At 74.5% G+C, this 20814-nt stretch carries 17 protein-coding genes; 13 read left to right on the top strand and 4 right to left on the bottom strand.

All coding sequences use genetic code 11. From position 1 onward, the window contains the following. Window positions 1–365 precede the first annotated feature (365 nt). Window positions 366–3707, top strand: coding sequence for an error-prone DNA polymerase (locus tag WHI96_RS15080; protein ID WP_345643568.1), 3342 nt, complete (start codon window positions 366–368; stop codon window positions 3705–3707). A 119-nt stretch (window positions 3708–3826) separates the two neighbouring features. Here the strand turns inward: WHI96_RS15080 and WHI96_RS15075 are convergent, their stop codons facing one another. Beyond that, window positions 3827–4495 (bottom strand): GPR1/FUN34/YaaH family transporter, encoded by a 669-nt coding sequence (locus WHI96_RS15075; RefSeq protein ID WP_345643565.1) that lies wholly within the window; start codon window positions 4493–4495, stop codon window positions 3827–3829. A gap of 244 nt (window positions 4496–4739) precedes the next feature. On the opposite strand from WHI96_RS15075, the gene WHI96_RS15070 reads away from it, so the two are divergent. Then, window positions 4740–5579, top strand: coding sequence for a bifunctional methylenetetrahydrofolate dehydrogenase/methenyltetrahydrofolate cyclohydrolase (locus WHI96_RS15070; RefSeq protein WP_425571570.1), 840 nt, complete (start codon window positions 4740–4742; stop codon window positions 5577–5579). A gap of 80 nt (window positions 5580–5659) precedes the next feature. Further along, window positions 5660–5968: a DUF3017 domain-containing protein gene (locus WHI96_RS15065; RefSeq protein WP_345643559.1), complete on the top strand. Its 309-nt coding sequence runs from the start codon at window positions 5660–5662 to the stop codon at window positions 5966–5968. Between the two features lie 51 nt (window positions 5969–6019). Here WHI96_RS15065 and WHI96_RS15060 read toward each other — a convergent pair whose 3' ends face one another. Continuing rightward, on the bottom strand, window positions 6020–6664 hold the full coding sequence (locus WHI96_RS15060; RefSeq protein WP_345643556.1) for a hypothetical protein: 645 nt from the start codon (window positions 6662–6664) through the stop codon (window positions 6020–6022). A 45-nt stretch (window positions 6665–6709) separates the two neighbouring features. Next, entirely contained in the window at window positions 6710–7333 is a 624-nt protein-coding gene (locus tag WHI96_RS15055) for a hypothetical protein (protein WP_345643553.1), read from the bottom strand. Window positions 7334–7579: 246 nt separating this feature from the next. On the opposite strand from WHI96_RS15055, the gene WHI96_RS15050 reads away from it, so the two are divergent. From WHI96_RS15050 to WHI96_RS15040, 3 genes are all read left to right on the top strand, one after another. Next, entirely contained in the window at window positions 7580–9652 is a 2073-nt protein-coding gene (locus WHI96_RS15050; RefSeq protein WP_345643550.1) for a sensor histidine kinase, read from the top strand. Between the two features lie 8 nt (window positions 9653–9660). Further along, entirely contained in the window at window positions 9661–10326 is a 666-nt protein-coding gene (locus tag WHI96_RS15045; RefSeq protein WP_345643547.1) for a response regulator, read from the top strand. 389 nt (window positions 10327–10715) lie between these two features. Further along, window positions 10716–12017, top strand: a complete 1302-nt coding sequence (locus tag WHI96_RS15040; RefSeq protein ID WP_345643544.1) for a DUF2252 domain-containing protein — start codon at window positions 10716–10718, stop codon at window positions 12015–12017. Between the two features lie 54 nt (window positions 12018–12071). Here WHI96_RS15040 and WHI96_RS15035 read toward each other — a convergent pair whose 3' ends face one another. Next, the gene (locus WHI96_RS15035) at window positions 12072–14300 is read right to left on the bottom strand and encodes an NADP-dependent isocitrate dehydrogenase (RefSeq protein WP_345643541.1); all 2229 of its coding nucleotides are present in this window, start codon (window positions 14298–14300) and stop codon (window positions 12072–12074) included. A gap of 257 nt (window positions 14301–14557) precedes the next feature. Here WHI96_RS15035 and WHI96_RS15030 point away from each other — a divergent pair, with 257 nt between their 5' ends. The 7 genes from WHI96_RS15030 to WHI96_RS15000 all read left to right on the top strand — a co-directional run bounded on the left by WHI96_RS15030 (window position 14558) and on the right by WHI96_RS15000 (window position 20808). Then, window positions 14558–14887, top strand: a complete 330-nt coding sequence (locus WHI96_RS15030; RefSeq protein WP_345643539.1) for a hypothetical protein — start codon at window positions 14558–14560, stop codon at window positions 14885–14887. A gap of 43 nt (window positions 14888–14930) precedes the next feature. Beyond that, on the top strand, window positions 14931–15350 hold the full coding sequence (locus tag WHI96_RS27870; protein WP_425571567.1) for an exonuclease/endonuclease/phosphatase family protein: 420 nt from the start codon (window positions 14931–14933) through the stop codon (window positions 15348–15350). Beyond that, on the top strand, window positions 15347–16159 hold the full coding sequence (locus WHI96_RS15020; RefSeq protein ID WP_345643537.1) for a protein kinase domain-containing protein: 813 nt from the start codon (window positions 15347–15349) through the stop codon (window positions 16157–16159). Before WHI96_RS27870 ends, WHI96_RS15020 begins: the two co-directional genes overlap by 4 nt. 60 nt (window positions 16160–16219) lie before the next feature. Continuing rightward, on the top strand, window positions 16220–16723 hold the full coding sequence (locus tag WHI96_RS15015) for a YbaK/EbsC family protein (RefSeq protein ID WP_425571566.1): 504 nt from the start codon (window positions 16220–16222) through the stop codon (window positions 16721–16723). An 82-nt stretch (window positions 16724–16805) separates the two neighbouring features. After that, on the top strand, window positions 16806–19460 hold the full coding sequence (locus tag WHI96_RS15010) for a bifunctional FO biosynthesis protein CofGH (protein ID WP_345643527.1): 2655 nt from the start codon (window positions 16806–16808) through the stop codon (window positions 19458–19460). A gap of 71 nt (window positions 19461–19531) precedes the next feature. Next, a complete protein-coding gene (locus WHI96_RS15005; protein WP_345643524.1) occupies window positions 19532–19708 on the top strand; it encodes a hypothetical protein in 177 nt (58 codons plus the stop codon). 197 nt (window positions 19709–19905) lie between these two features. Further along, the gene (locus tag WHI96_RS15000; protein ID WP_345643521.1) at window positions 19906–20808 is read left to right on the top strand and encodes a winged helix-turn-helix transcriptional regulator; all 903 of its coding nucleotides are present in this window, start codon (window positions 19906–19908) and stop codon (window positions 20806–20808) included. The last annotated feature ends 6 nt before the right edge of the window (window positions 20809–20814 follow it).

The raw sequence follows: 20814 nt of genomic DNA, 5'->3' as shown, positions 1-20814 counted from the left end.
GTGGTCGTGCGGTGAACCGACGATCACGACACGGCGTCACGAACACGACGGTACGACCCGGCGCACCCCGGGGCCGCGGTGATCCTCGGTCGATCCATACCGGGGTCTCAGTCGTTCCACAGGTTCGGCTGGTGAACTCGGAGATGTCGGCGGGGCGGTCCACGAACCACCTGCCGGCACCGGATGGGTACGTCCGGGTGGCCCGCGGGCCGGCGCTGGGGAGCGGCCGGTGTGCCGCGCCGGAGCCCGGACCCGCCGTGCGGGGCCGACCGGCGCTGGGGAGCAGCCGGCCGGCCCGCACGGCGACGCCCGTCCGCGGAACCCGGCACTCGACGATCGAACTTCTGTTCGAGTACGCTCCACGGGTGGGCTGGCAGAACCCGGACGTCCCCTGGACGGAGCTGGAGAGCGCGCTGTCGGGTCGTTCCGTGCGCGACGGCGCGAGCCTGCGCGGTGGCCCGGAGGCCGACGGCGGGGACGCGCCGGCCTGGTCCGCCCACCGCGGCCCCTACGAGCCGCCCGAGGACCTGCACCCGGCGGGGCCCGGCGTCGTGCCGTACGCGGAGCTGCACTGCCACTCCCACTTCAGCTTCCTCGACGGCGCGAGCGCCCCGGAGGAGCTGGTCGAGCGCGCCGCCGAGCTGGGGCTGGAGGCGGTCGCGCTCACCGACCACGACGGCATGTACGGGGTCGTGCGGTTCGCCGAGGCGGCCCGCGCGCTCGGGGTGCGCACGGTGTTCGGCGCCGAGCTGAGCACCGGGCTGACCGCCCCGCAGAACGGCGTCGCCGACCCCGAGGGCGAGCACCTGCTGCTGCTGGCCCGCGGCCCCGACGGGTACCGCGCGCTGTGCCGCACCATCTCCACCGCGCAGATGCGGGGCGGGGAGAAGGGGCGGCCGGTCTACGACCCGGACGAGGTCGTCGCCGACACCGCGGGGAAGGTCGTCGTGCTCACCGGCTGCCGCAAGGGCGCGGTGCGCCGCGCCCTGGACCGTTCGGGCCCGGTGGCCGCCGCGGCGGAGCTGGACCGGCTGGTCGCGCGCTTCGGCGCGGGGAACGTGCGGGTCGAGCTGACCGTGTACGGCGAGCCCGGCGACACCGAGCGCAACGACGCGCTGGCCGCGCTGGCCGAGCGGGCCGGCGTCGCGACGGTGGCGACGACCGGGGCGCACTACGCCACCCCCGACCGCGCCCCGCTGGCCGCGACCGTCGCCGCGGTCCGGGCCCGCCGCAGCCTCGACGAGATCGACCCCTGGCTGCCCGCGGCGGGCACCGCGCACCTGCGGTCCGGGCGGGAGATGGCCCTGCGGTTCGACGAGCGCCACCCCGGCGCGGTGGAGCGCGCGGCGGAGCTGGGCCGGGAGCTGGCGTTCGAGCTGCACCTGGTGGCGCCGGACCTGCCGCCGTTCGACGTCCCGCCCGGGCACACCGAGACGACCTGGCTGCGGGTGCTGACCGAACGCGGCCGGATGGAGCGTTATGGCAGCTGTGACGAGAACCCGTTCGCGGCGCACACCGTGCAGCGCGAGCTGGAGATCATCGAGGCGAAGAACTTCCCCGGCTACTTCCTGATCGTCCACGACATCGTCGACTTCTGCCGCCGGTCGAACATCTTCTGCCAGGGCCGGGGATCGGCCGCGAACTCGGCGGTCTGCTACGCGCTGGGCATCACCAACGTCGACGCCGTCCGGCACGGGCTGCTGTTCGAACGGTTCCTGTCCCCGGACCGCGACGGCTACCCCGACATCGACCTCGACATCGAGTCCGGCCGCCGCGAGGAGGCGATCCAGTACGTCTACCGCCGCTACGGCCGGCTGTTCGCCGCGCAGGTCGCGAACGTCATCACCTACCGGCCGCGGTCGGCGATCCGCGACACCGCCCGCGCGCTCGGGTTCTCACCCGGCCAGCAGGACGCCTGGAGCAGGCGCGTCGAACGCTGGCACGCCCTGGAGGCGAGCGAGCTCCCGCAGGAGATGCCGCCGCTGCTGCTGGACCTCGCGGGGCAGCTGATGGGTGCGCCCCGGCACCTGGGCATCCACTCCGGCGGCATGGTCATCTGCGACCGGCCGGTGTCCGAGGTCGTGCCGGTGGAGTGGGCGCGGATGGCCGACCGGACCGTCGTGCAGTGGGACAAGGAGGACTGCGCCGCGGCCGGGCTGGTGAAGTTCGACCTGCTCGGGCTGGGCATGCTCACCGCGCTGCACCTGATGGTGGACCTGGTCACGACCGTCACCGGTGAGCGGATCGAGCTGCACGCGATCGGCGAGTCCGACCCGGAGGTCTACGCGATGCTGTCGCGCGCGGACTCGGTCGGGGTGTTCCAGGTGGAGTCCCGCGCCCAGATGGCCACCCTGCCGCGGCTGCGCCCGCGCGAGTTCTACGACCTCGTCGTCGAGGTCGCGCTGATCCGGCCCGGCCCGATCCAGGGCGGCTCGGTGCACCCCTACATCCGGCGGCGCAACGAGCTGGAGACGTGGGAGCACGACCACCACCTGCTGAAACCGGCGCTGCACAAGACGCTGGGCATCCCGCTGTTCCAGGAACAGATGATGCAGATCGCCGTCGACGTCGCGGGGTTCACCGCGGCCGAGGCCGACGAGCTGCGCCGGGCGATGGGCTCCAAGCGGTCCACCGAGCGGATGGAACGGCTGCGCGGGCGGTTCTACGACGGGATGGCCGCGAACGGGATCACCGGTGAGCTCGCCGAACGGATCTTCGCCAAGATGCTGGCCTTCGCGAACTTCGGGTTCCCGGAGAGCCACTCGATCAGCTTCGCCGCGCTCGTCTACTACTCGGCGTGGTTCAAGCTCTACCACCCGGCGGCGTTCTGCGCGGGCCTGCTCAACGCCCAGCCGATGGGCTTCTACTCGCCGCAGTCGCTGGTGGCCGACGCCCGCAGGCACGGCGTGCGGGTGCACCGACCGGACGTCAACACCGGGCGGGCCGACGCCGTCCTCGAACCCGACGACGACAGCACCGGCGGCCGGGCGGTCCGGCTCGGCCTGGCGGGTGTCCGCACCGTCGGCGCGGACCTCGCCGGGGTCATCGACGCCGAACGCGACGCGGGCGGGCCGTTCGCGGACCTGCCCGACCTGGCCCGCCGGGTCCGGCTGACCGGCCCGCAGGCCGAGGCGCTGGCGACGGCCGGGGCGTTCGGCTGCTTCGGTGTGGAGCGGCGGGAGGCGCTGTGGGCGGCGGGCGTCGTCGCGGGGGTGCGGCCCGGGCACCTGCCGGGCACCACCGTCGGGTTCGACGCTCCGGCGCTGCCGGGGATGACCGAGGCGGAGCTGACCGTCTCCGACGTCTGGGCCACCGGCGTATCCCCGGACAGCCACCCGGTGCAGCACCTGCGCGCGGACCTCGACGCGCTCGGCGCGGTCCGGATCGACCGGCTCGACGAGGTGGGCCGCCGCGCCGGCCCGGACACCCCGGCCCGGGTGCTGGTCGGGGGACTGGTCACCCACCGCCAGCGCCCGGCGACCGCGCGCGGGGTGACGTTCGTGAACCTCGAGGACGAGTCCGGGATGCTGAACGTGACCTGCTCGGAGGGCTTGTGGGCGCGCTACCGGTCGGTGGCGCTGGGGAGCGCGGGACTGCTGGTCCGGGGCCGGCTCGAACGCAGCCCGGAGGGCGTGCTGAACCTGCTGGCCGACCGGCTGCAGCGGATGCCGCTGGCGGTGACGGTGGCGTCCCGGGACTTCCGCTGACCGTCCCGCCCGCGGCCGGCGCCGCGCCGGGACCCCCGGACCCCGCGGATGTTCGGAACCCGGGTACGCCGCAGGCCCCACCGGAGAACCGGCGGGGCCTGCGGGCGGTCGCGACGGGGTCAGGACTTGACGAGCGGCCCGCCCATCGACATCGCGCGTCCGCCCAGGGTCTGGCCGAACGCGTCGAACAGGATGTAGGCGAACACGATGCAGAACGCGAACGTCGTGATCCCGGCGATCGGGAACAGGCCCGCGTTGCCCGCGGTCACACCGATGTAGGCCAGCACGAAGGTGATGTCGACGAGCACGAAGCCGATCGTGAACATCAGCGGCAGCCGCAGCGTCGCCAGCGTCAGCAGGACGAACACCAGGGTGAAGGAGAGCAGGTAGGTCGACTGGATCGACCCGATCTGCTCGGTGGACAGGGCCTCTCCGGTGCCGGCGTCGATGATCCAGCCGTTGTTCAGCGCCATGAGCAGCACGCCGAAGCTGGTCCAGAACGCGGAGAAGACACCGAAGATCGCCGCAGTGACGCTGTCCCCGACGCGCAGCGCGACCATGGCCGACAGCAGCAGGAACAGACCCGCCGAGAAGGTCACGATCGGGATCATCCCGCCGGGCAGCGCGGTGGTGTCCAGGTAGCCCACGAACCACAGGCCCAGCGTGATGCCGGACGGCAGGAAGCAGATGAGGCCCATCAGGGCCGGGTTGGCAGCCGGGGCGGCTGCTGCCGGGGCGGGCGGGGCAGCAGCGGCCTGCGCCCCCGCGGTGTCGCTCTCCACGCTCATGGAAAACTCCTCGTCGAGTTCGTGACCGGTCGTACACCGGCGGTGTGATTCTGCTCTCGCGGAGATCGTTTTTCGCCCCTCCGTACGACCAGACCCCGACCTGTACCCCGGTCGCACGCAATCGGACCGTCGTCGCAGCTCGCGGGGGCGGCGTCCCCTACCTTCCCGGCACGTACGCCTCCTTCGGTCAGGTTCGACCGGCCCGGGCGTAACCTGAGAGGATGCCCGGGTGACCGCACGCGTGATGGACGGCAAGGCGACGTTGGCGGAGCTGCTCGAGGACCTGCGGGGCCGTGTCGAGAAGCTGACCGCCGTCGGGGTGAACCCCGGGCTGGGCACGGTGCTGGTCGGTGACGACCCCGGATCGCAGGCCTACGTGCGTGGCAAGCACCGCGACTGCGCCAAGGTCGGCATGACCTCGCTGCAGCGCGAGCTCCCCGCCGACGCGAGCCAGGCCCGGGTCGAGGACACGATCGACGAGCTGAACGCCGACCCGACCTGCACCGGTTTCATCGTGCAGCTCCCGCTGCCGGACGGTCTCGACGCCGGCGCCGCGCTGGAACGGGTCGACCCGGGCAAGGACGCCGACGGTCTGCACCCGACCAACCTGGGCCGTCTGGTCCTCGGCGAGCCGGGACCGTTGCCGTGCACCCCGCGCGGCATCGTCGAGCTGTGCCGCCGGTTCGGCGTCGAGCTGGACGGGGCGCGGGTCGTCGTCGTGGGCCGTGGGGTGACGGTCGGCCGCCCGCTGGGGCTGCTGCTGACCCGCCGCTCGGAGAACGCGACCGTCACCCTGTGCCACACCGGCACCCGGGACCTGACGGCGCACCTGCGGGAGGCCGACGTCGTCGTCGCGGCGGCGGGCAGGGCCGGGCTCATCACCGCCGACCAGATCAAGCCGGGCGCCGCGGTGCTCGACGTCGGCGTCACCCGTACCGACCTGGGCCTGGTCGGCGACGTGGCGCCCGAGGTCGCCGAGGTCGCCGGGCTGCTGGCGCCGATGCCCGGTGGCGTGGGACCGATGACCCGCGGGATGCTGCTGACGAACGTGGTCGAGGCAGCCGAACGGAGCTTGTCGGAGTGAGCATCGGTACCGAACGGAGCTTGTCGGAGTGAGCATCGATACCGAACGCATCCCGGCGTGACGGGCGGCAGGGGGCGGTGATGGTGGCGACCCGCTCCGGGCACGGCCTGCGGGCCCGGCTACGGGCGCACTGGCCGCTGCTCGTCGTCCTCGGCGTGGCCCTGGTCGGTCTGCAGCGGGTGGTCACCGAGCACTGGCGCGAGGGGTCCGCGGCGCTGGCGGTGGCGATGCTCGTCGCCGCGGTGCTGCGGGTGGTGCTGCCGCCGGACCGGGTCGGGCTGCTCGCGATCCGCGGCCGCTACGCCGACGCGCTGGTGTACGGCGGGTTCGGGGTCGTCGTCCTGGTGCTGGCGTTGACGATCACCCAGGGTTCGCTGACCATCAGCTGACGCCCGGGCCCGGCGGCCACCGGCCGCCGGGCCCGGGCGTGTCCGTGCTGGTCAGCGGGCTCCGACCCGGTCCGGCCGGACGGCGATCAGCAGTCCGAGGACCGCGTAGCCGAGCAGCATGTGCACCCCACCGACGACGTTGCCGGTCGCCGTCCCGAGCACGGCCATGGTGGGCACGGTGACGACCGCCCAGGTCTCGGCGAGGGCGGGCCACCAGCGCAGCGGGCCCCGGTAGCGTCCGACGACCGCGACCGTCACGCCGATCACGGCCATCCCGAGCATCGACAGCGGCCAGAACACGTCGAGCACGACGAACCAGGTCCCCTGCCACCCGAGGGGCACGACGACCGCGAGCGCGGACCAGACCGTCGCCGGGACGAGCAGCGCCGTGACCGTCCACAGCAGACCCCGGCCGAACCGGCCGTCGCCGGTGGCGCGGGTGCGGCGCATCGCGTACAGCAGCCCGAACAGCCCGAGCTGGAACAGCAGGCCCGCCGCGTCGGTGAGGTCCCCGGCGGCGCCGGGGTCCTGCGGGTCGCCGAACAGGAAGGTCGCCCCGAAGGCGACGGCGCCCAGGGCCAGGGCGACGCCGATCCGCCGGGCGGTCGTGACGGTCAGCGTGGGCGGGGCGACGACGGCCGGGTGGGCCAGGTCGTCGACGTCGGTGCGGGCGGGGACGGAGGTGGTCTCGTGCACGGTGGGCTCCTGACGGTGGACGTGGGCGGTGGACGTGGGCGGTGGTCACACGGCGCGGGTCTGCTCGGGACGGTGGGCGAGCAGCAGGCCGAGCACGCCGTAGCCGAGCAGTACGTGCACGGCCCCGACGGTGCCGCCGACGACCGGCCCGGCCAGTCCGACCGTCGGCACGGTGACCAGCGCCCAGCTCTCGGCGAGCATCGGCCAGTACCGCAGCAGCCCGCGGTAGCGCCCGACGACCGCGATCGTCACGCCGGTCACGGCCATGCCGACCATCGACAGCGGCCAGCAGGCGTCGAGCAGCAGGAACCACGTGCTCCCGTGCACCGCCACCGGGGTGGTGATCGCCAGGACGGACGACAGCGTCGCCGCGGCGAGCAGCGCCGCCACCGTCCAGAGCAGACCCCGGCCGAACCGGCCGTCGCCGGTGGCGCGGGTCGCGAACAGCGCCGACAGCAGGCCCCACAGGCCTGCCTGGAACAGCAGCCCGCCGACGTGGCTGTACATCGGGCCCACGTCGAGGACGAGGCTCCCGACCAGCCCGCAGGCGAAGGCGACGGCCCCGGCGGACAGCCCGTATCCGACCGGGGTCAGGGACGGTCCCCGCCGGGGCACGGTGGCGCCCGGGTGGATGGTGGCGGTCGGGCTGATGGCCGGTTCGGCGGTCATGGCGGTCCCCTGTCGGTATCGGTCTGCGTGGGTGTCGGTCTGCGTCGGCGGTCGGTCCGGCGACGGGGACCACGGTGCGGTGCGGGAGTCCCGGGCGGGCAGGGGCGCGGTTCCCGGCCGCGGTCCCGTGTCGATGTCCCGCCGGGCCGGGACCGCGGTCCCGGGACACGGGACGCCCCGTGTAGCGAGGATGGGCCCGCCGGCGAGTACTCCGTCGCGGGCGCCGACGTCGTAGGGGGACTGCGCATGACCGCCACCGCGACGACCGTGGTCCGTGAGGGAACCCCCGCGGCCCGCCCTGCTCTGCTGCCCGTGCTCCTCGTCGCGGTGCCCTCGGCCGTGGCGCTCGTGACCGCGGCGGGGGTCGAGCTGCGTGTGCCGGCGGCGGTGCTGCCGCCCGACGAACCGGCCGAGGTCGTGGCGGTCACCGGGGCGATCGCCGTGGTGCTGCTGGTGACCGGGCTGCTGCTGGTCGCGCGGCTGCCGCGGCACCCGGTGGCCTGGGTCCTCGCCGGGTCGGGCCTGGTCTGGGCGCTCGACACCGTGGCCGCGGCGTGGACCCGCTACGGCCTCTACGTCGTCGCGGACCCCGATCTGCCGCTGCTGTCACCGGCCTGGTGGTTCTGGACCCGCTTCGGTGCGGTGCTGCTGCTCGGGCTGCCGCTGCTGTTGCTGCTGTTCCCGGACGGCCGGTTGCCCGCCGGGCGGGTGTGGCGGCCGCTGTCCGTGGCGAGCCTGACCTCGACGGCGCTGCTCCCGCTGGCCCTGGTCCTGGTCCCGGCCGTGGAGGTCGAGCGGTACAGCGGGGTCGCGGCGCCGCCGTCGCAGGCGCTGGTCGACCCGGACCTGCTCAGCGTGCCGATGCCGTTCTGGCCGCAGGTGCTGGCCGTGGCCTACCCGCTGGTCCCGGCCGGTCTGCTGGTGCCGGCCGCCGTCGTCGTCGCCCGGTACCGGGCCGCGCGCGGGGAACGGCGCCTGCAGCTGCGGTGGCTGGCCTGGGCCGGGCTGGTGAGTGCGGTGCTGACGGTGCCGATGTGGGTGCTCCCCGGTCCGTGGCCGACCCTGCTGCTCGGTCTGGCGATCGCGGCGACCTCGGGCGCGGTGGTCGTGGCGGTCACCCGGCACCGGCTCTACGACGTCGACCGGCTGCTGTCCGGCACGCTGGTGTCGGTGCTGCTGCTGGTCGCGGTCGGCGCGGTCGACCTGCTGCTGCTCGCCCTGGCCGGGAATCTGCTGGGCGGGCGGGACGCGACGTTCCTCGCGGTCGCCGTCGTCGCGGTGCTGTACACGCCGCTGCGGACCCGGCTGTGGTCCGCGGCGCGCCGCCTCGTCCGCGGCGGGCGGGACGACCCCTACGGCGCCCTGTCGACGCTCGCGGCCCGGCTGGAGGCCGCGGAGGGCGACCGGCAGCTCGCCGCGCTGGCCGGGTCCGTCGCGCAGGCCTTCAGGCTGCCCTACGTCCGTGTGGTCACGACCCGGCCGGACGGCGACACCGCCGTCGCCGAGCACGGCCGACCGAGCGGGCCGGTCACCGCGCTGCCGGTGGCGTGGCGGGGCGCGCGGATCGGCCGGGTCGAGCTGTGCTCGGCCGGGTCGGCGCTGTCCGAGCGCGACCAGCGCCTGCTCGGCGACCTGGTCCGGCAGGCCGCGACGGCGGCCCGGGCCGACGAGCTGTCGGCACGGCTGCTGTCGCACCGGACCGCGCTGGTGACCGCCCGCGAGGAGGAGCGTCGGCGGCTGCGCCGCGATCTGCACGACGGTCTGGGCCCCGCGCTGGGCGCGGTCACACTGCGGATCGAGACCGCCCGCAACCTGGCCGCGTCGGACCCGGCGGCGGCGGACCGGATGCTGGAGGCCGCGACCGTCGACGTCGCCGCGGTGCTGACGGACATGCGCAGACTGGTGCACGACCTGCGACCACCCGCGCTCGACGAGCTCGGCCCGGCGGGTGCGCTGCGGGAGCTGGCCCGGCGTACGGCGCCCGCCGATCTCGACGTGACCGTGGTGGAGGAGGGTGGCGGCCCGACCCTGCCCGCCGCGGTGGAGGTGGCCGCGTACCGGATCGCGGCCGAGGCACTGACGAACGTGGTCCGGCACGCCGGGGCCCGGACCGTCCGGGTCCGGCTCGCCCGCGGCCCGGACGAGCTCGTGGTGGAGGTCGTGGACGACGGCATCGGGATCGCCCCCGACGTCGTCGCGGGAGTCGGGACGCTCTCGGTGCGCGAACGGGCCGCCGAGCTGGGTGGGACGTGTGCGGTGTCGGCCCCGGACGGCGGCGGGACCGTCGTGCGGGCCCGGTTGCCGCTGGGAGAGGGATGAGTGTGGACGTGACCGATGACGAACCGGTCCGGGTGCTGCTGGCCGACGACCACCCGGTGTACCGGGACGGGCTGGCCGTGCTGCTGGCCTCGGTGCCGGGGATCGAGGTCGTCGGCGTCGCCGCGGACGGCGCCGAGGCGGTCGCCCGGGCGGCCGACACCGCCCCGGACGTCGTCGTGATGGACGTACGGATGCCGGGCCTCGACGGCATCGCCGCCACCCGGGAGATCACGACGGCGGCGCCGTCGACCGGGGTGGTGGTACTGACGATGAGCGAGGAGGACGCGACGGTGTTCGCGGCGATGCGGGCCGGCGCGCGCGGCTACCTGCTCAAGGGCGCGAACCAGGCGGAGATCGTCCGCGCGGTCACCGGGGTCGCCCGGGGCGACGTGGTGTTCGGCCCGGCGCTGGCCGCCCGGATCGCGGACTTCTTCGCGGCGCCGCCGTCGGCCGGGCCGGTCAACGCGGGTGCGTTCCCGGAGCTGACGGCGCGGGAGCGGGAGATCCTCGACCTGGTCGCGGCGGGCCGGTCCAACGACCGGATCGCCGCGGCGTTGTTCCTCTCACCGAAGACGGTGCGCAACAACGTGTCGAACATCTTCGCGAAGCTGCACGTCGCCGACCGTGCGGAGGCGATCGTCCGGGCGCGCGACGCCGGCCTGGGCCGGGCCTGACCGGCTGCGCGAGCCGCCGGTCGTCTCAGGGCCCGCCGGGCGCCGGGTCGGGGGCCGGCGCGGGCCGGCGGGACGCTTGCTCCCCGGACGCCCGGGGCCGGTGCTGGTCGCGCGCACGACCCGGCCCGGCCGGGCGGGGAGATCCCCGGTCGGTGCGCTGCGGGACGGCCTGATAATGATCATCGCTAACGAGATTCTACCGGTGGGTACACCCGCTCCGGGACGGGGGTTGCTCCGGACGGGTTGCGTGATGTCGCCCACGGTGGTTCTGCTGATCACCCGTTGATCGCAACGAAGATCGATCCGCCACCCGGTCGGCGGTGCCCGGTCCGGCGGCGCCCCACGGACGGAGGTGGTCCCCGCCACCGCCTGCGAGCATGATCGCCGCCATGACCGACCGCAGCGGCCACATCGTCGACACCCTCGTGACCGCCTTCGACGACCTGGTGGCGGCCGACCCGTCGGCGTTCCGGACCAAGTTCCGGAAGATGGCCGCCGACCCGTTCGCGTTCTACCGGGGCAGCGCCTGCCTGTTCTACGACGACGTCGCCCGCCGCGAGGACCCCTGGGTCGACGACCGCACCGGACGGGTCTGGATCCAGGGCGACCTGCACGCCGAGAACTTCGGCACCTACATGGACGGCGACGGCGTACTCGTCTTCGACGTCAACGACTTCGACGAGGCCTACCTCGGCCACTGGACCTGGGACGTCACCCGGTTCGCGGCCAGCCTGTGCCTGCTCGGCTGGCGCAAGGCGCTCTCGGACCGGTCGCTGTCCGAGCTCGTCGAGCGCTACTGCCGCAGCTACCTGGCCCAGGTACGGCACTTCGCCGACCGCGACGACGACGCGTTCTCGCTGCGCCTGGACACCACCGACGGCCCGGTGCACCAGGTCCTCCAGACCGCGCGCACCCGGACCCGGGTCGGGCTGCTCGACGCGATCACCGAGACCGAGGGCTTCGACCGGATCCTGCGGGCCGGCCCCGGTGTCCGCACCCTCGACGACGACGAGAGGGCCGCGGTCACCGCGGCGTTCGAGGCCTACGTGGCCACGATCCCGGAGTCCCGGCGCCACCGCGGCGTCGCCTACACGGTCAAGGACGTCGCCGGGCGTTCCGGTGTGGGCATCGGCAGCGCCGGGCTGCCGACGTACACGGTGCTGGTCGAGGGGCTGAACCAGGCGCTGGACAACGACATCGTCGTGTCGATGAAGCAGGGCAACGTGGCCGCGCCGTCGCGGGTGGTCACCGACGAGCGGGTGGCCGCGGCGTTCCGCCACCACGGGCACCGGACGGCCGTGTCGCAGCGCGCGCTGCAGGCGCACGCCGACCCGATGCTCGGCTGGACCGAGCTCGGCGGCGTCGGGTTCGTCGTCGCCGAGGTCTCGCCCTACGAGGCGGACCTGGACTGGTCGGAGCTGACCGAGCCCGACGAGATCGCGCCGGTCGTCGCGGACCTGGGCCGGGCCACGGCGAAGATCCACTGCGTGGCCGACGCCGACGCCGACCACGCACTCGTCGACTTCCGGGTCGAGGAGGCGGTCGCGGCGCGCACCGCGGGCGCGGAGGACGCGTTCGTGGAGTGGGTCGTGGAGTTCGCCCACGACTACGCCCGGACCGTGCGCGCGGACCACGCGCTGTTCGTGGAGGCGTTCCGCTCCGGGCGCATCCCCGGCGTCAGCTCGGCCTGACACGACGACGGCCCGCCCTCCCGGCAGCGGGAGGACGGGCCGTCGTCGGTGGGGCTACCTGCCGGCGAAGGCGTCGATCGCCGCGTTGAACGTGGCGCTCGGCCGCATGACCGCGTCGGTCTTCGCGCGGTCGACGTAGTAGTAGCCGCCCAGGTCGACCGGGTCGCCCTGGACCGCGTTCAGCTCGCCGACGACCGTGTCCTCGGCGGCGGCGAGCTTCTCGGCGAGCGGGGCGAAGATCGCGGCCAGCTCGGTGTCCTCGGTCTGCGCGGCGAGGGCCTGCGCCCAGTACAGCGCGATGTAGAAGTGGCTGCCGCGGTTGTCGAGCTCCCCGACCTTGCGCGACGGCGACTTCCCGTTCTCCAGCAGCGTGCCGGTGGCCTCGTCGAGGGTCTGGCCGAGCAGCTTGGCCCGCAGCGGCTCCTCGGTCTTCGACGCCAGCATCTCCAGCGAGACGGCCAGCGCGAGGAACTCGCCGAGGGAGTCCCACCGCAGGTGGTTCTCCTTCTGCAGCTGCTGCACGTGCTTCGGTGCGGACCCGCCGGCGCCGGTCTCGAACAGGCCGCCGCCGTTCATCAGCGGGACGATCGACAGCATCTTCGCCGACGTGCCCAGCTCCATGATCGGGAACAGGTCGGTGAGGTAGTCGCGCAGCACGTTGCCGGTGACCGAGATGGTGTCCTCGCCCTTGCGGGCCCGCTCCAGGGTGTAGCGGGTCGCCTCGGCGACCGGGAGGATCTCGATGGTCAGGCCGTCGGTGTCGTGCTCGCCCAGGTACTTCTCGACCTTCGCGATCAGCTGCGCGTCGTGGGCGCGCGCCGAGTCCAGCCAGAAGACGGCGGGGGAGCCGGTGGCCCGGGCCCGCTCGACGGCCAGGCCCACCCAGTTGCGGATCGGGGCGTCCTTGGTCTGGCAGCCGCGCCAGATGTCGCCCTCGGCGACCTCGTGCGCGAGCTTCTCCTCGCCCGACGCCGCGTCGACGACGCGCACGGTGCCCGCGGAGGCGATCTCGAAGGTCTTGTCGTGGCTGCCGTACTCCTCGGCCTTCTGCGCCATCAGGCCGACGTTCGGGACGGTGCCCATCGTCGTCGGGTCGAAGGCGCCGTTGGCCTGGCAGTGCTTGACGGTCTCGTCGTAGAGCGGGGCGTAGGACGAGTCCGGGATGACGAACTTCGTGTCCTGCAGCGCGTCGTCGGCGTTCCACATCTGGCCGGAGGTGCGGATCGCGGCCGGCATCGAGGCGTCGATGATGACGTCGCTCGGGACGTGCAGGTTGGTGATCCCGCGCGCGGAGTCGACCTGGGCGAGTGCCGGGCCGGTCTCGTAGGCGGCGGTGATGGCCTTCTCGACGGCGTCGCGCTTGTCGGCGGGCAGCTTCTCCAGCGCGGTCAGGATCGAGGCGAGACCGTCGTCGGGGTCGGCGCCCACGGAGGCGAGGTCGTCGGCGAAGGAGGCGAACACGTCGGCGAAGTAGGCGCGGACGGCGTGGCCGAAGATGATCGGGTCGGAGACCTTCATCATCGTGGCCTTGAGGTGCACCGAGAACAGCACGCCCTCGGCCTTGGCGGCGGCGACCTGCTCGGCGAGGAAGGCCTGCAGCGGCTCGCGACGCATGACCGCGCCGTCGAACACCTCGCCGTCCAGCAGCGCGACCTTCTCCTTCAGCACCGTGACGGTGCCGTCGGCGGCGACGTGCTCGATGCGGACCGCGCCGTCGCCGGCGGCGGTGAACGAGGTCTCGGAGTGGCGGAAGTCGCCGTCGTCCATGGTGGCGACGTGGCTGGTGGAGTCGGAGCTCCACGCGCCCATCGAGTGCGGGTGCTTGCGGGCGAAGTTCTTCACCGACTGCGGGGCGCGGCGGTCGGAGTTGCCCTCGCGCAGCACCGGGTTGACCGCGGAGCCCTTGACCGAGTCGTAGGCGGCGCGGGCGGCCTTCTCCTGCTCGGTCTGCGGGTTCTCCGGGTAGTCCGGTACGTCGTAGCCGGCGCCCTGGAGCTCGGTGATCGCCGCCTTGAGCTGCGGGATCGACGCCGAGATGTTCGGCAGCTTGATGATGTTGGCGTCCGGGGTCTTCGCCAGCTCGCCCAGCTCGGACAGCGAGTCCGGGACGCGCTGGGCGTCGGTCAGCCGGTCCGGGAACTTCGCCAGGATGCGGGCGGCCAGGGAGATGTCGCGGGTCTCCACGTCGACCCCGGCCTGGCCGGCGAAGGCCTCGATGACCGGCAGGAAGGAGTGGGTCGCCAGTGCCGGCGCCTCGTCGGTGTACGTGTAGATGAGCTTCATCGCGTCCTCAGGCCTGCCTCGGCTCGTCGTGTGTGCTGCCGTGTCCAGCGAGCGGGCCGCGACGGCGCCGGCGGACGGGCCCGGGACGACCGGGCGGGTCCCCGGCGCGGCGACCCGCTGACTGGGCCACACGCTATCTGTTCACCGCCCCCGCACGCCCGCAGGAGTAACCGGCCCGACACCCCCGTGGTGGTCGAGCCCACGGCCGCGGACCGGCTACCGTGGTCGTGGCAGCGCTCGGCGGGAGGGGAACCACGGTGGCGAAGGTCTTCGGGCTCACCCGGAAGTCGCTCCTGAGGGGCTGGCCGCTGGTCGGGCTCATCGGTGTCGGCCTGACGGTCGTCGCACTCGCCTACGGCGGTGTCACCGGGGACCTGGAGACCACCGGGTGCCGTGTCGTCGTGCAGGGCGAGCAGGTGACGGTGCGCTCGGCGCCCGGCAACGCGGCGGCGCCGGTCCGCACGCTCCCGGTCGGGACCGAGGTCGCGGCCGAGACGATCGTCGACGGCGGCTTCCGCAAGCTCACCGAGCAGAACCAGTGGGTCCCGGTGGACTCCGTCGCGGCGACCTCGGGCAGCCGGTGCTGAACCCGTCGCGCAGCGTGATCAGGGGTGCGGCACAGTAGGCGGTGTGAACGCGCTCGCCACGGTCAACGTCAACGGGGTCCGTGCCGCCGCCACCAAGGGACTGCTGGAGTGGCTGGCCGCGACCGACGCGCGGGCGGTCTGCCTGCAGGAGGTCCGGGCCCGGCCCGACGAGCTGCCGGCCGCCGTCCCGAGCGGAGCCCGCGGAGCGAGCGACGGCGCCGACCCCACCACCGGCCTCGACGGCCGCTACCTCGAGGTGGACCTGCCCGGCGGGCTCACCGAGCTGGACCTGCGCAACCGGCGCGGGAACCGGCGCCGCTCCGGGTTCCTGCCGCACGAGCGCCTGCTCACCACGCCCGGGCTCGCGGACGCCGCGGACGAGGCCGTGGTGGACCGGGCGCCTGCGCACGACCGGCGCTTCTCCGACCACGCCCCCGTCGTCGTCCGGCTGGGGGCCGTGTGATCGCCGGCCGGATGGTCGGCGGCCGCTACCTGCTGCTCGACGAGCTGGGCCGGCGCGGTTTCGGGCCCACCCACCGTGCCGAGGACCGCATCACCGGCCGCTCCGTCGCCGTCACCGAGATCGCGCTGCCCGCGGTCGCGGGGGTCCGGGAGCGGCTGCTGACCGAGGTCCGGGCGGCCGGGCGGCTGCGCCACCCGTCGGTCGTCGGGGTGCTGGACCTGGTCACCGACCGGTCCTCGGCCGGGGACATGCGCGAGTACCTGGTCACCGAGCACCCGGAGGCGCGCCCGCTGGGTGCGGTCGTCGAGAAGGCGCCGCCCTCCCCCCGGCAGGTCGCGCTCGTCGGCCGGGACGTGCTGGCCGCACTGCGCGCGGTGCACGCCGACGGCGGCACCCACGGCGGCCTCGACGCCGACGCGGTGCTGGTCACCGCCGACGGCCGCGCCCTGCTCACCGACGTCGGCCTCGCCCGCGCGGTCGGCCCGCGCCCCGGCGGGAACGGTGCGCCCGCCGCCCCCGAAGGCGCCGACACCCCGGCCGCGGACCTGTGGTGCCTGGGTGCCGTCCTGCGCGAGGCGGCGGACCCGCGCCTGTCGGCGGGCAGCGCGCTCGCGACGGTCCTGGACGGCCTCACCGCCGACGACCCGGCCGAGCGCCCGACCCACGACCGGGCCGCCGAGCTGCTCGAACGCGGCGCCCGGCCCCGGTCCCCGGGCGTGGACCTCGGCCGTAACCGCTGGATCCTGCTGGGCGTGGCCGGGGTGCTGGCCGTGGTCGTCGTCGTGCTGCTGGTCCTCGCCGTCCTCTGAGCGCACCCGGCGGCGGAAACCCGGCGGCGCCCGCGACGCGACGGAGGCAGGATGGGCCGGGTGAGCCGGAGCGTCGAACACCCCGCCGACCACCCCCGCGTCGCCGCCGTGAAGGAGGCGTTGCGCCGGGCCGGCGCCGATCCCGCGTCGATCGCGGGCCTGGTGCTGCTGCCCGACGCGGTGACCACCGCGACCGCGGCGGCCGCCGCGCTGGAGGTGGAGGTCGGCCAGATCGCGAACTCGCTGGTCTTCGACGCCGACGGCGCCCCGCTGCTCGTGCTCACCTCCGGTGCGCACCGGGTCGACACCGACAGGGTCGCCGCCCTGGTCGGCGCGCAGCAGGTCGGCCGGGCGTCCAAGGAGCTCGTGCTGACGGCGACCGGGCAGGTCATCGGCGGGGTCGCCCCGGTCGGGCACCCGGCGCCGGTCCGCACCCTGGTCGACGTCGCCCTGGGCGGGTACGACCGGGTCTGGGCGGCCGGCGGGGTGGCCCGCTCGGTGTTCCCGACGACCTTCGACGAGCTCGTCGCCGTCACCGGTGGGACGCCGGCCGAGGTCGCCTGAGCCGTATTCCCGCACCGGCCGTGATCCATCGCCGGGAAGCGGACGGTCGCTGCGGTGATCCGCGAAACCTAGTGTGGGTGGCATGGCCGATACTCCTGCCGCACCCGTCCCGGCCGAGGCCGTACCGCCGGTCCCCCTTCCGACCCCCGCACCCGCCGAACCGGCCCCGTCGACCTCGGCGTTCCGCCGGGCCCTGCGCCGGGTCCGGGACGGGTCCACCCTCGACGTCACCGAGGCCGCCGTCCTGCTCGCCGCCCGCGGTGAGCACCTCGACGAGCTGCTCGGCCACGCCGGCCGGGTCCGCGACGCCGGACTCGTCGAGGAGGGCCGCCCGGGCGTCGTCACCTACTCCCGCAACGTCTTCATCCCGCTGACCCGGCTCTGCCGCGACCGCTGCCACTACTGCACGTTCGCGACCGTCCCGCACAAGCTCGACGACATGTTCCTGGAGCGCGACGAGGTCGTCGAGATCGCCCGCCGGGGCGCCGCGCAGGGCTGCAAGGAGGCCCTGTTCACCCTCGGCGACCGCCCCGAGGACCGCTGGCCGCAGGCCCGCGAGTGGCTCGAGGCGCGCGGCTACGACTCCACCCTCGACTACGTCCGGGCCTGCGCGATCGCCGTCCTGGAGGAGACCGGGCTGCTGCCGCACCTCAACCCGGGCGTCATGGACTGGGAGGAGCTGACGCGGCTCAAGCCGGTCGCGGCCAGCATGGGGATGATGCTGGAGACGACGTCGCAGCGGCTGTTCGAGAAGGGCGGCCCGCACTTCGGCAGCCCCGACAAGGAGCCCGCGGTCCGGCTGCGCGTGCTCACCGACGCGGGCCGCGTCGGCGTCCCGTTCACCACCGGCATCCTCATCGGCATCGGTGAGAACCGCACCGAGCGGGCCGAGTCGCTGTTCGCGATCCGCTCCGCCGCCCGCGCGCACGGGCACGTGCAGGAGGTGATCGTCCAGAACTTCCGGGCGAAGCCGGACACCGCGATGGCGAACGACCCCGACGCCGACCTGCACGACCTGGCCGCGACGATCGCCGTCGCCCGGCTGGTGCTGGGTCCGAAGGTGCGGCTGCAGGCGCCGCCGAACCTGGTCGGCGACGAGCAGGCGCTGATGCTGCGCGCCGGGATCGACGACTGGGGCGGCGTCTCCCCGGTGACGGTGGACCACGTGTCCCCGGAGATGCCGTGGCCCGCCGTCGACGAGCTGGCCGCGATCACCGAGGCCGAGGGCTTCACGCTGCGGGAGCGGCTCACCGCCTACCCGAAGTACGTGCGGGCCGGGTCGCCGTGGATCGACGCGCGGCTGCACGGCCACGTCGCCGCGCTGTCCGGGCCGGACGGGCTCGCCCGGCCCGACGCCGTCGTGGAGGGGCGGGCGTGGCAGGAGCCCGACGGCGGGTTCGCCTCGACCGGGCGCACCGACCTGAACTCCACGATCGACACGACCGGGCGCACCGAGGACCGGCGCAGCGACTTCGGCGACGTCTACGGCGACTGGGACGAGGTGGCCGCCGAGCTGGAGCAGCAGCGCGCCGGGCACGGGGCGGCCCCCGAGCGGCTCGACTCCGACGTCCGGGCCGGGCTGGACCTGGCCGCGTCCGACCCGGCGGCGCTGCTCGACCCGGCGCACGCCGACGCGGCGATGGCCGTGCTGACCGCCGACGGGCCCGCCCTGGGCACCCTGCTCGACCTCGCCGACGACGTGCGCAGGCAGGTCGACGGGGACGACGTCACCTACGTGGTCAACCGGAACATCAACTTCTCGAACGTCTGCTACGTCGGCTGCCGGTTCTGCGCCTTCGCCCAGCGCGAGCGCGACGCCGACGCCTTCCGGCTCTCGCTCGACGAGGTCGCCCAGCGTGCCGCGGAGGCCGCCCGCGACGGCGCCACCGAGGTCTGCGTGCAGGGTGGGATCGACCCGCAGCTGCCGGTGTCGTTCTACGCCGACCTGGTCCGCGCGGTCACCGCGGCGGTGCCCGGGATGCACGTGCACGCGTTCTCCCCGATGGAGATCGTCTCCGCGGCGGCCAAGGCCGGGGTGTCGATCCGGGAGTGGCTGACCGAGCTGAAGGCCGCCGGGCTCGGCTCGATCCCGGGCACCGCCGCCGAGATCCTCGACGACGAGGTCCGCTGGGTGCTGACCAAGGGCAAGCTGCCGGCGTCGCAGTGGATCGAGGTCGTCTCGACCGCGCACGAGCTGGGGATCCCCAGCAGCTCGACGATGATGTACGGCCACGTCGACGAGCCCCGGCACTGGCTCGGGCACCTGCGCACGCTGGCGCGGATCCAGGACCGCGCCCGAGGGATCGGTGCAGTGGGGTTCACCGAATTCGTTCCCCTGCCGTTCGTGCACCACAACGCCCCGATCTACCTGGCCGGGATCGCCCGGCCGGGGCCGACCGAGCGCGACAACCGGGCGGTGCACGCGTTCGCCCGGCTCGCGCTGCACGGGCGGATCGACCACGTCCAGTGCTCCTGGGTGAAGCTCGGCGACGACCTCGCCGCGGACATCCTGGCCGGGGGCGCCGACGACATGGGCGGCACGCTGATGGAGGAGACGATCTCCCGGATGGCCGGCTCGGAGAACGGCTCCGAGCGCTCGGTCGCCGAGCTCACCGCGATCGCCGCGGCCGCCGGTCGCCCGGTCCGGCAGCGGACGACGACCTACCGCGGCGAGCCCCGCGTGCTCACCCCGGCGTCGGGCACCGGGCCGCGGGCGCTGCCGCTGACCCCGGCCTGATCCCGGCCGGTCCCGCGCCGCCCCGGGCCGCGCGGGACCGGACCGGCCGCCGATCGCCGTACGGTGGCGGTATGGGTGTGCTCGGAGAGATGTTCCCGCGGAAGCGGATGCACGAGGACTCGGACGCCGCGCAGGGCGGGCAGCAGTGGCGGCTGGGCCCGATCGACCTCGACAAGGGCGTGGTGACGGTCGAGGCCGCCCCGCAGCCCGAGGACGCGGAGCACGAGAGGGACCGGGAGAACGGGTGAGGTACTGACCGGGACGACGCCCCGCGGCTGCCGCAGCCCCCTCACCGCGCTGCCGCAGGACGTCCGCCCCGGCCGGTGGACCGACCCCCCGATCCGGCCCACCCCGCCGCCGGCCACGCGCCCGGGCGCGGCTTCGATCGGCAGAGTGAGGCCCACGGTACGATCTTGAGTAGTCCGGGGTCAAGGGAGGCGAGCGGGTGCGGCCGCAGGAGCTGGGCGCCGTCGGGCGCGGTCTCGGCCTGCTCGCCGACACCTGGACGCTGCTGATCCTGCAGCGCGCGTTCCTCGGCGTCAGCCGGTACGCGGGGTGGCGGGAGACCCTCAACATCTCCGACGCGACGTTGTCGGCGCGGCTGCGCGGGCTCGTCGACGCGGGTCTGCTCGAGCCCCGCAGCTACGCCGACGGTGGCCGCGAGCGCCGCGGCTACGCCCTCACCGAGCGCGGCGGCGACATCTGGAAGCTGCTGATCTGCACCTGGGACTGGGAGAAGACCTGGGTGCCGCGGGAGGTCCCGCTCCCCGAGATCGTGCACCGCGACTGCGGCCGCCCCACCCGGGTACGGGTGTGCTGCGCGGCCTGTGGCCGCGCGGTCGGCCCACGGGACACCGAGGTCGAGCGCGAGCCCGGGGCGCCGGGGCTGGACCTGCTGGCCCGCAGGCACCCGCGGCGTACCCGCGGCACGCTGCCCGTCGACCCGCTCTCGTTCCTGCCCGGCGCGATGGAGATCATCGGCGACCGGTGGGGCGCCGCCGTCCTCGGCGCCGCGCTCGCCGGGATCCGGGCGTTCACCTGCTTCGCCCACGAGCTGGGGATCTCCCCGGAGGTGCTGTCGGACCGGCTGCGTCGCTTCGTCGCGCTCGGGGTGCTCAGCCGCAGCGGCGACGGCGAGTACCGCCTCACCGACAAGGGGCGGGCCAGCTTCCCGATCCACGCCTGCCTGGTCGAGTGGTCGCACCGCTGGTGCGGCGGGGACGGCGCCCCCATCGACCTCACGATCCGCCACCGGGCCTGCGGGCAGCCGCTCTGCGTGCGGCTGGACTGCGAGCAGTGCGGGCGGGCGTTCGCACGGGACTCGGTGACCCCGCCACCGTCGGGGTGAGGAACG

Origin of the sequence: Pseudonocardia tropica (assembly GCF_040105315.1) — a bacterium.
GTDB lineage: Bacteria > Actinomycetota > Actinomycetes > Mycobacteriales > Pseudonocardiaceae > Pseudonocardia > Pseudonocardia alni.
Note: the sequence above shows the minus strand (reverse complement) of the source record. Positions and strands in the feature narration are given on the sequence as shown.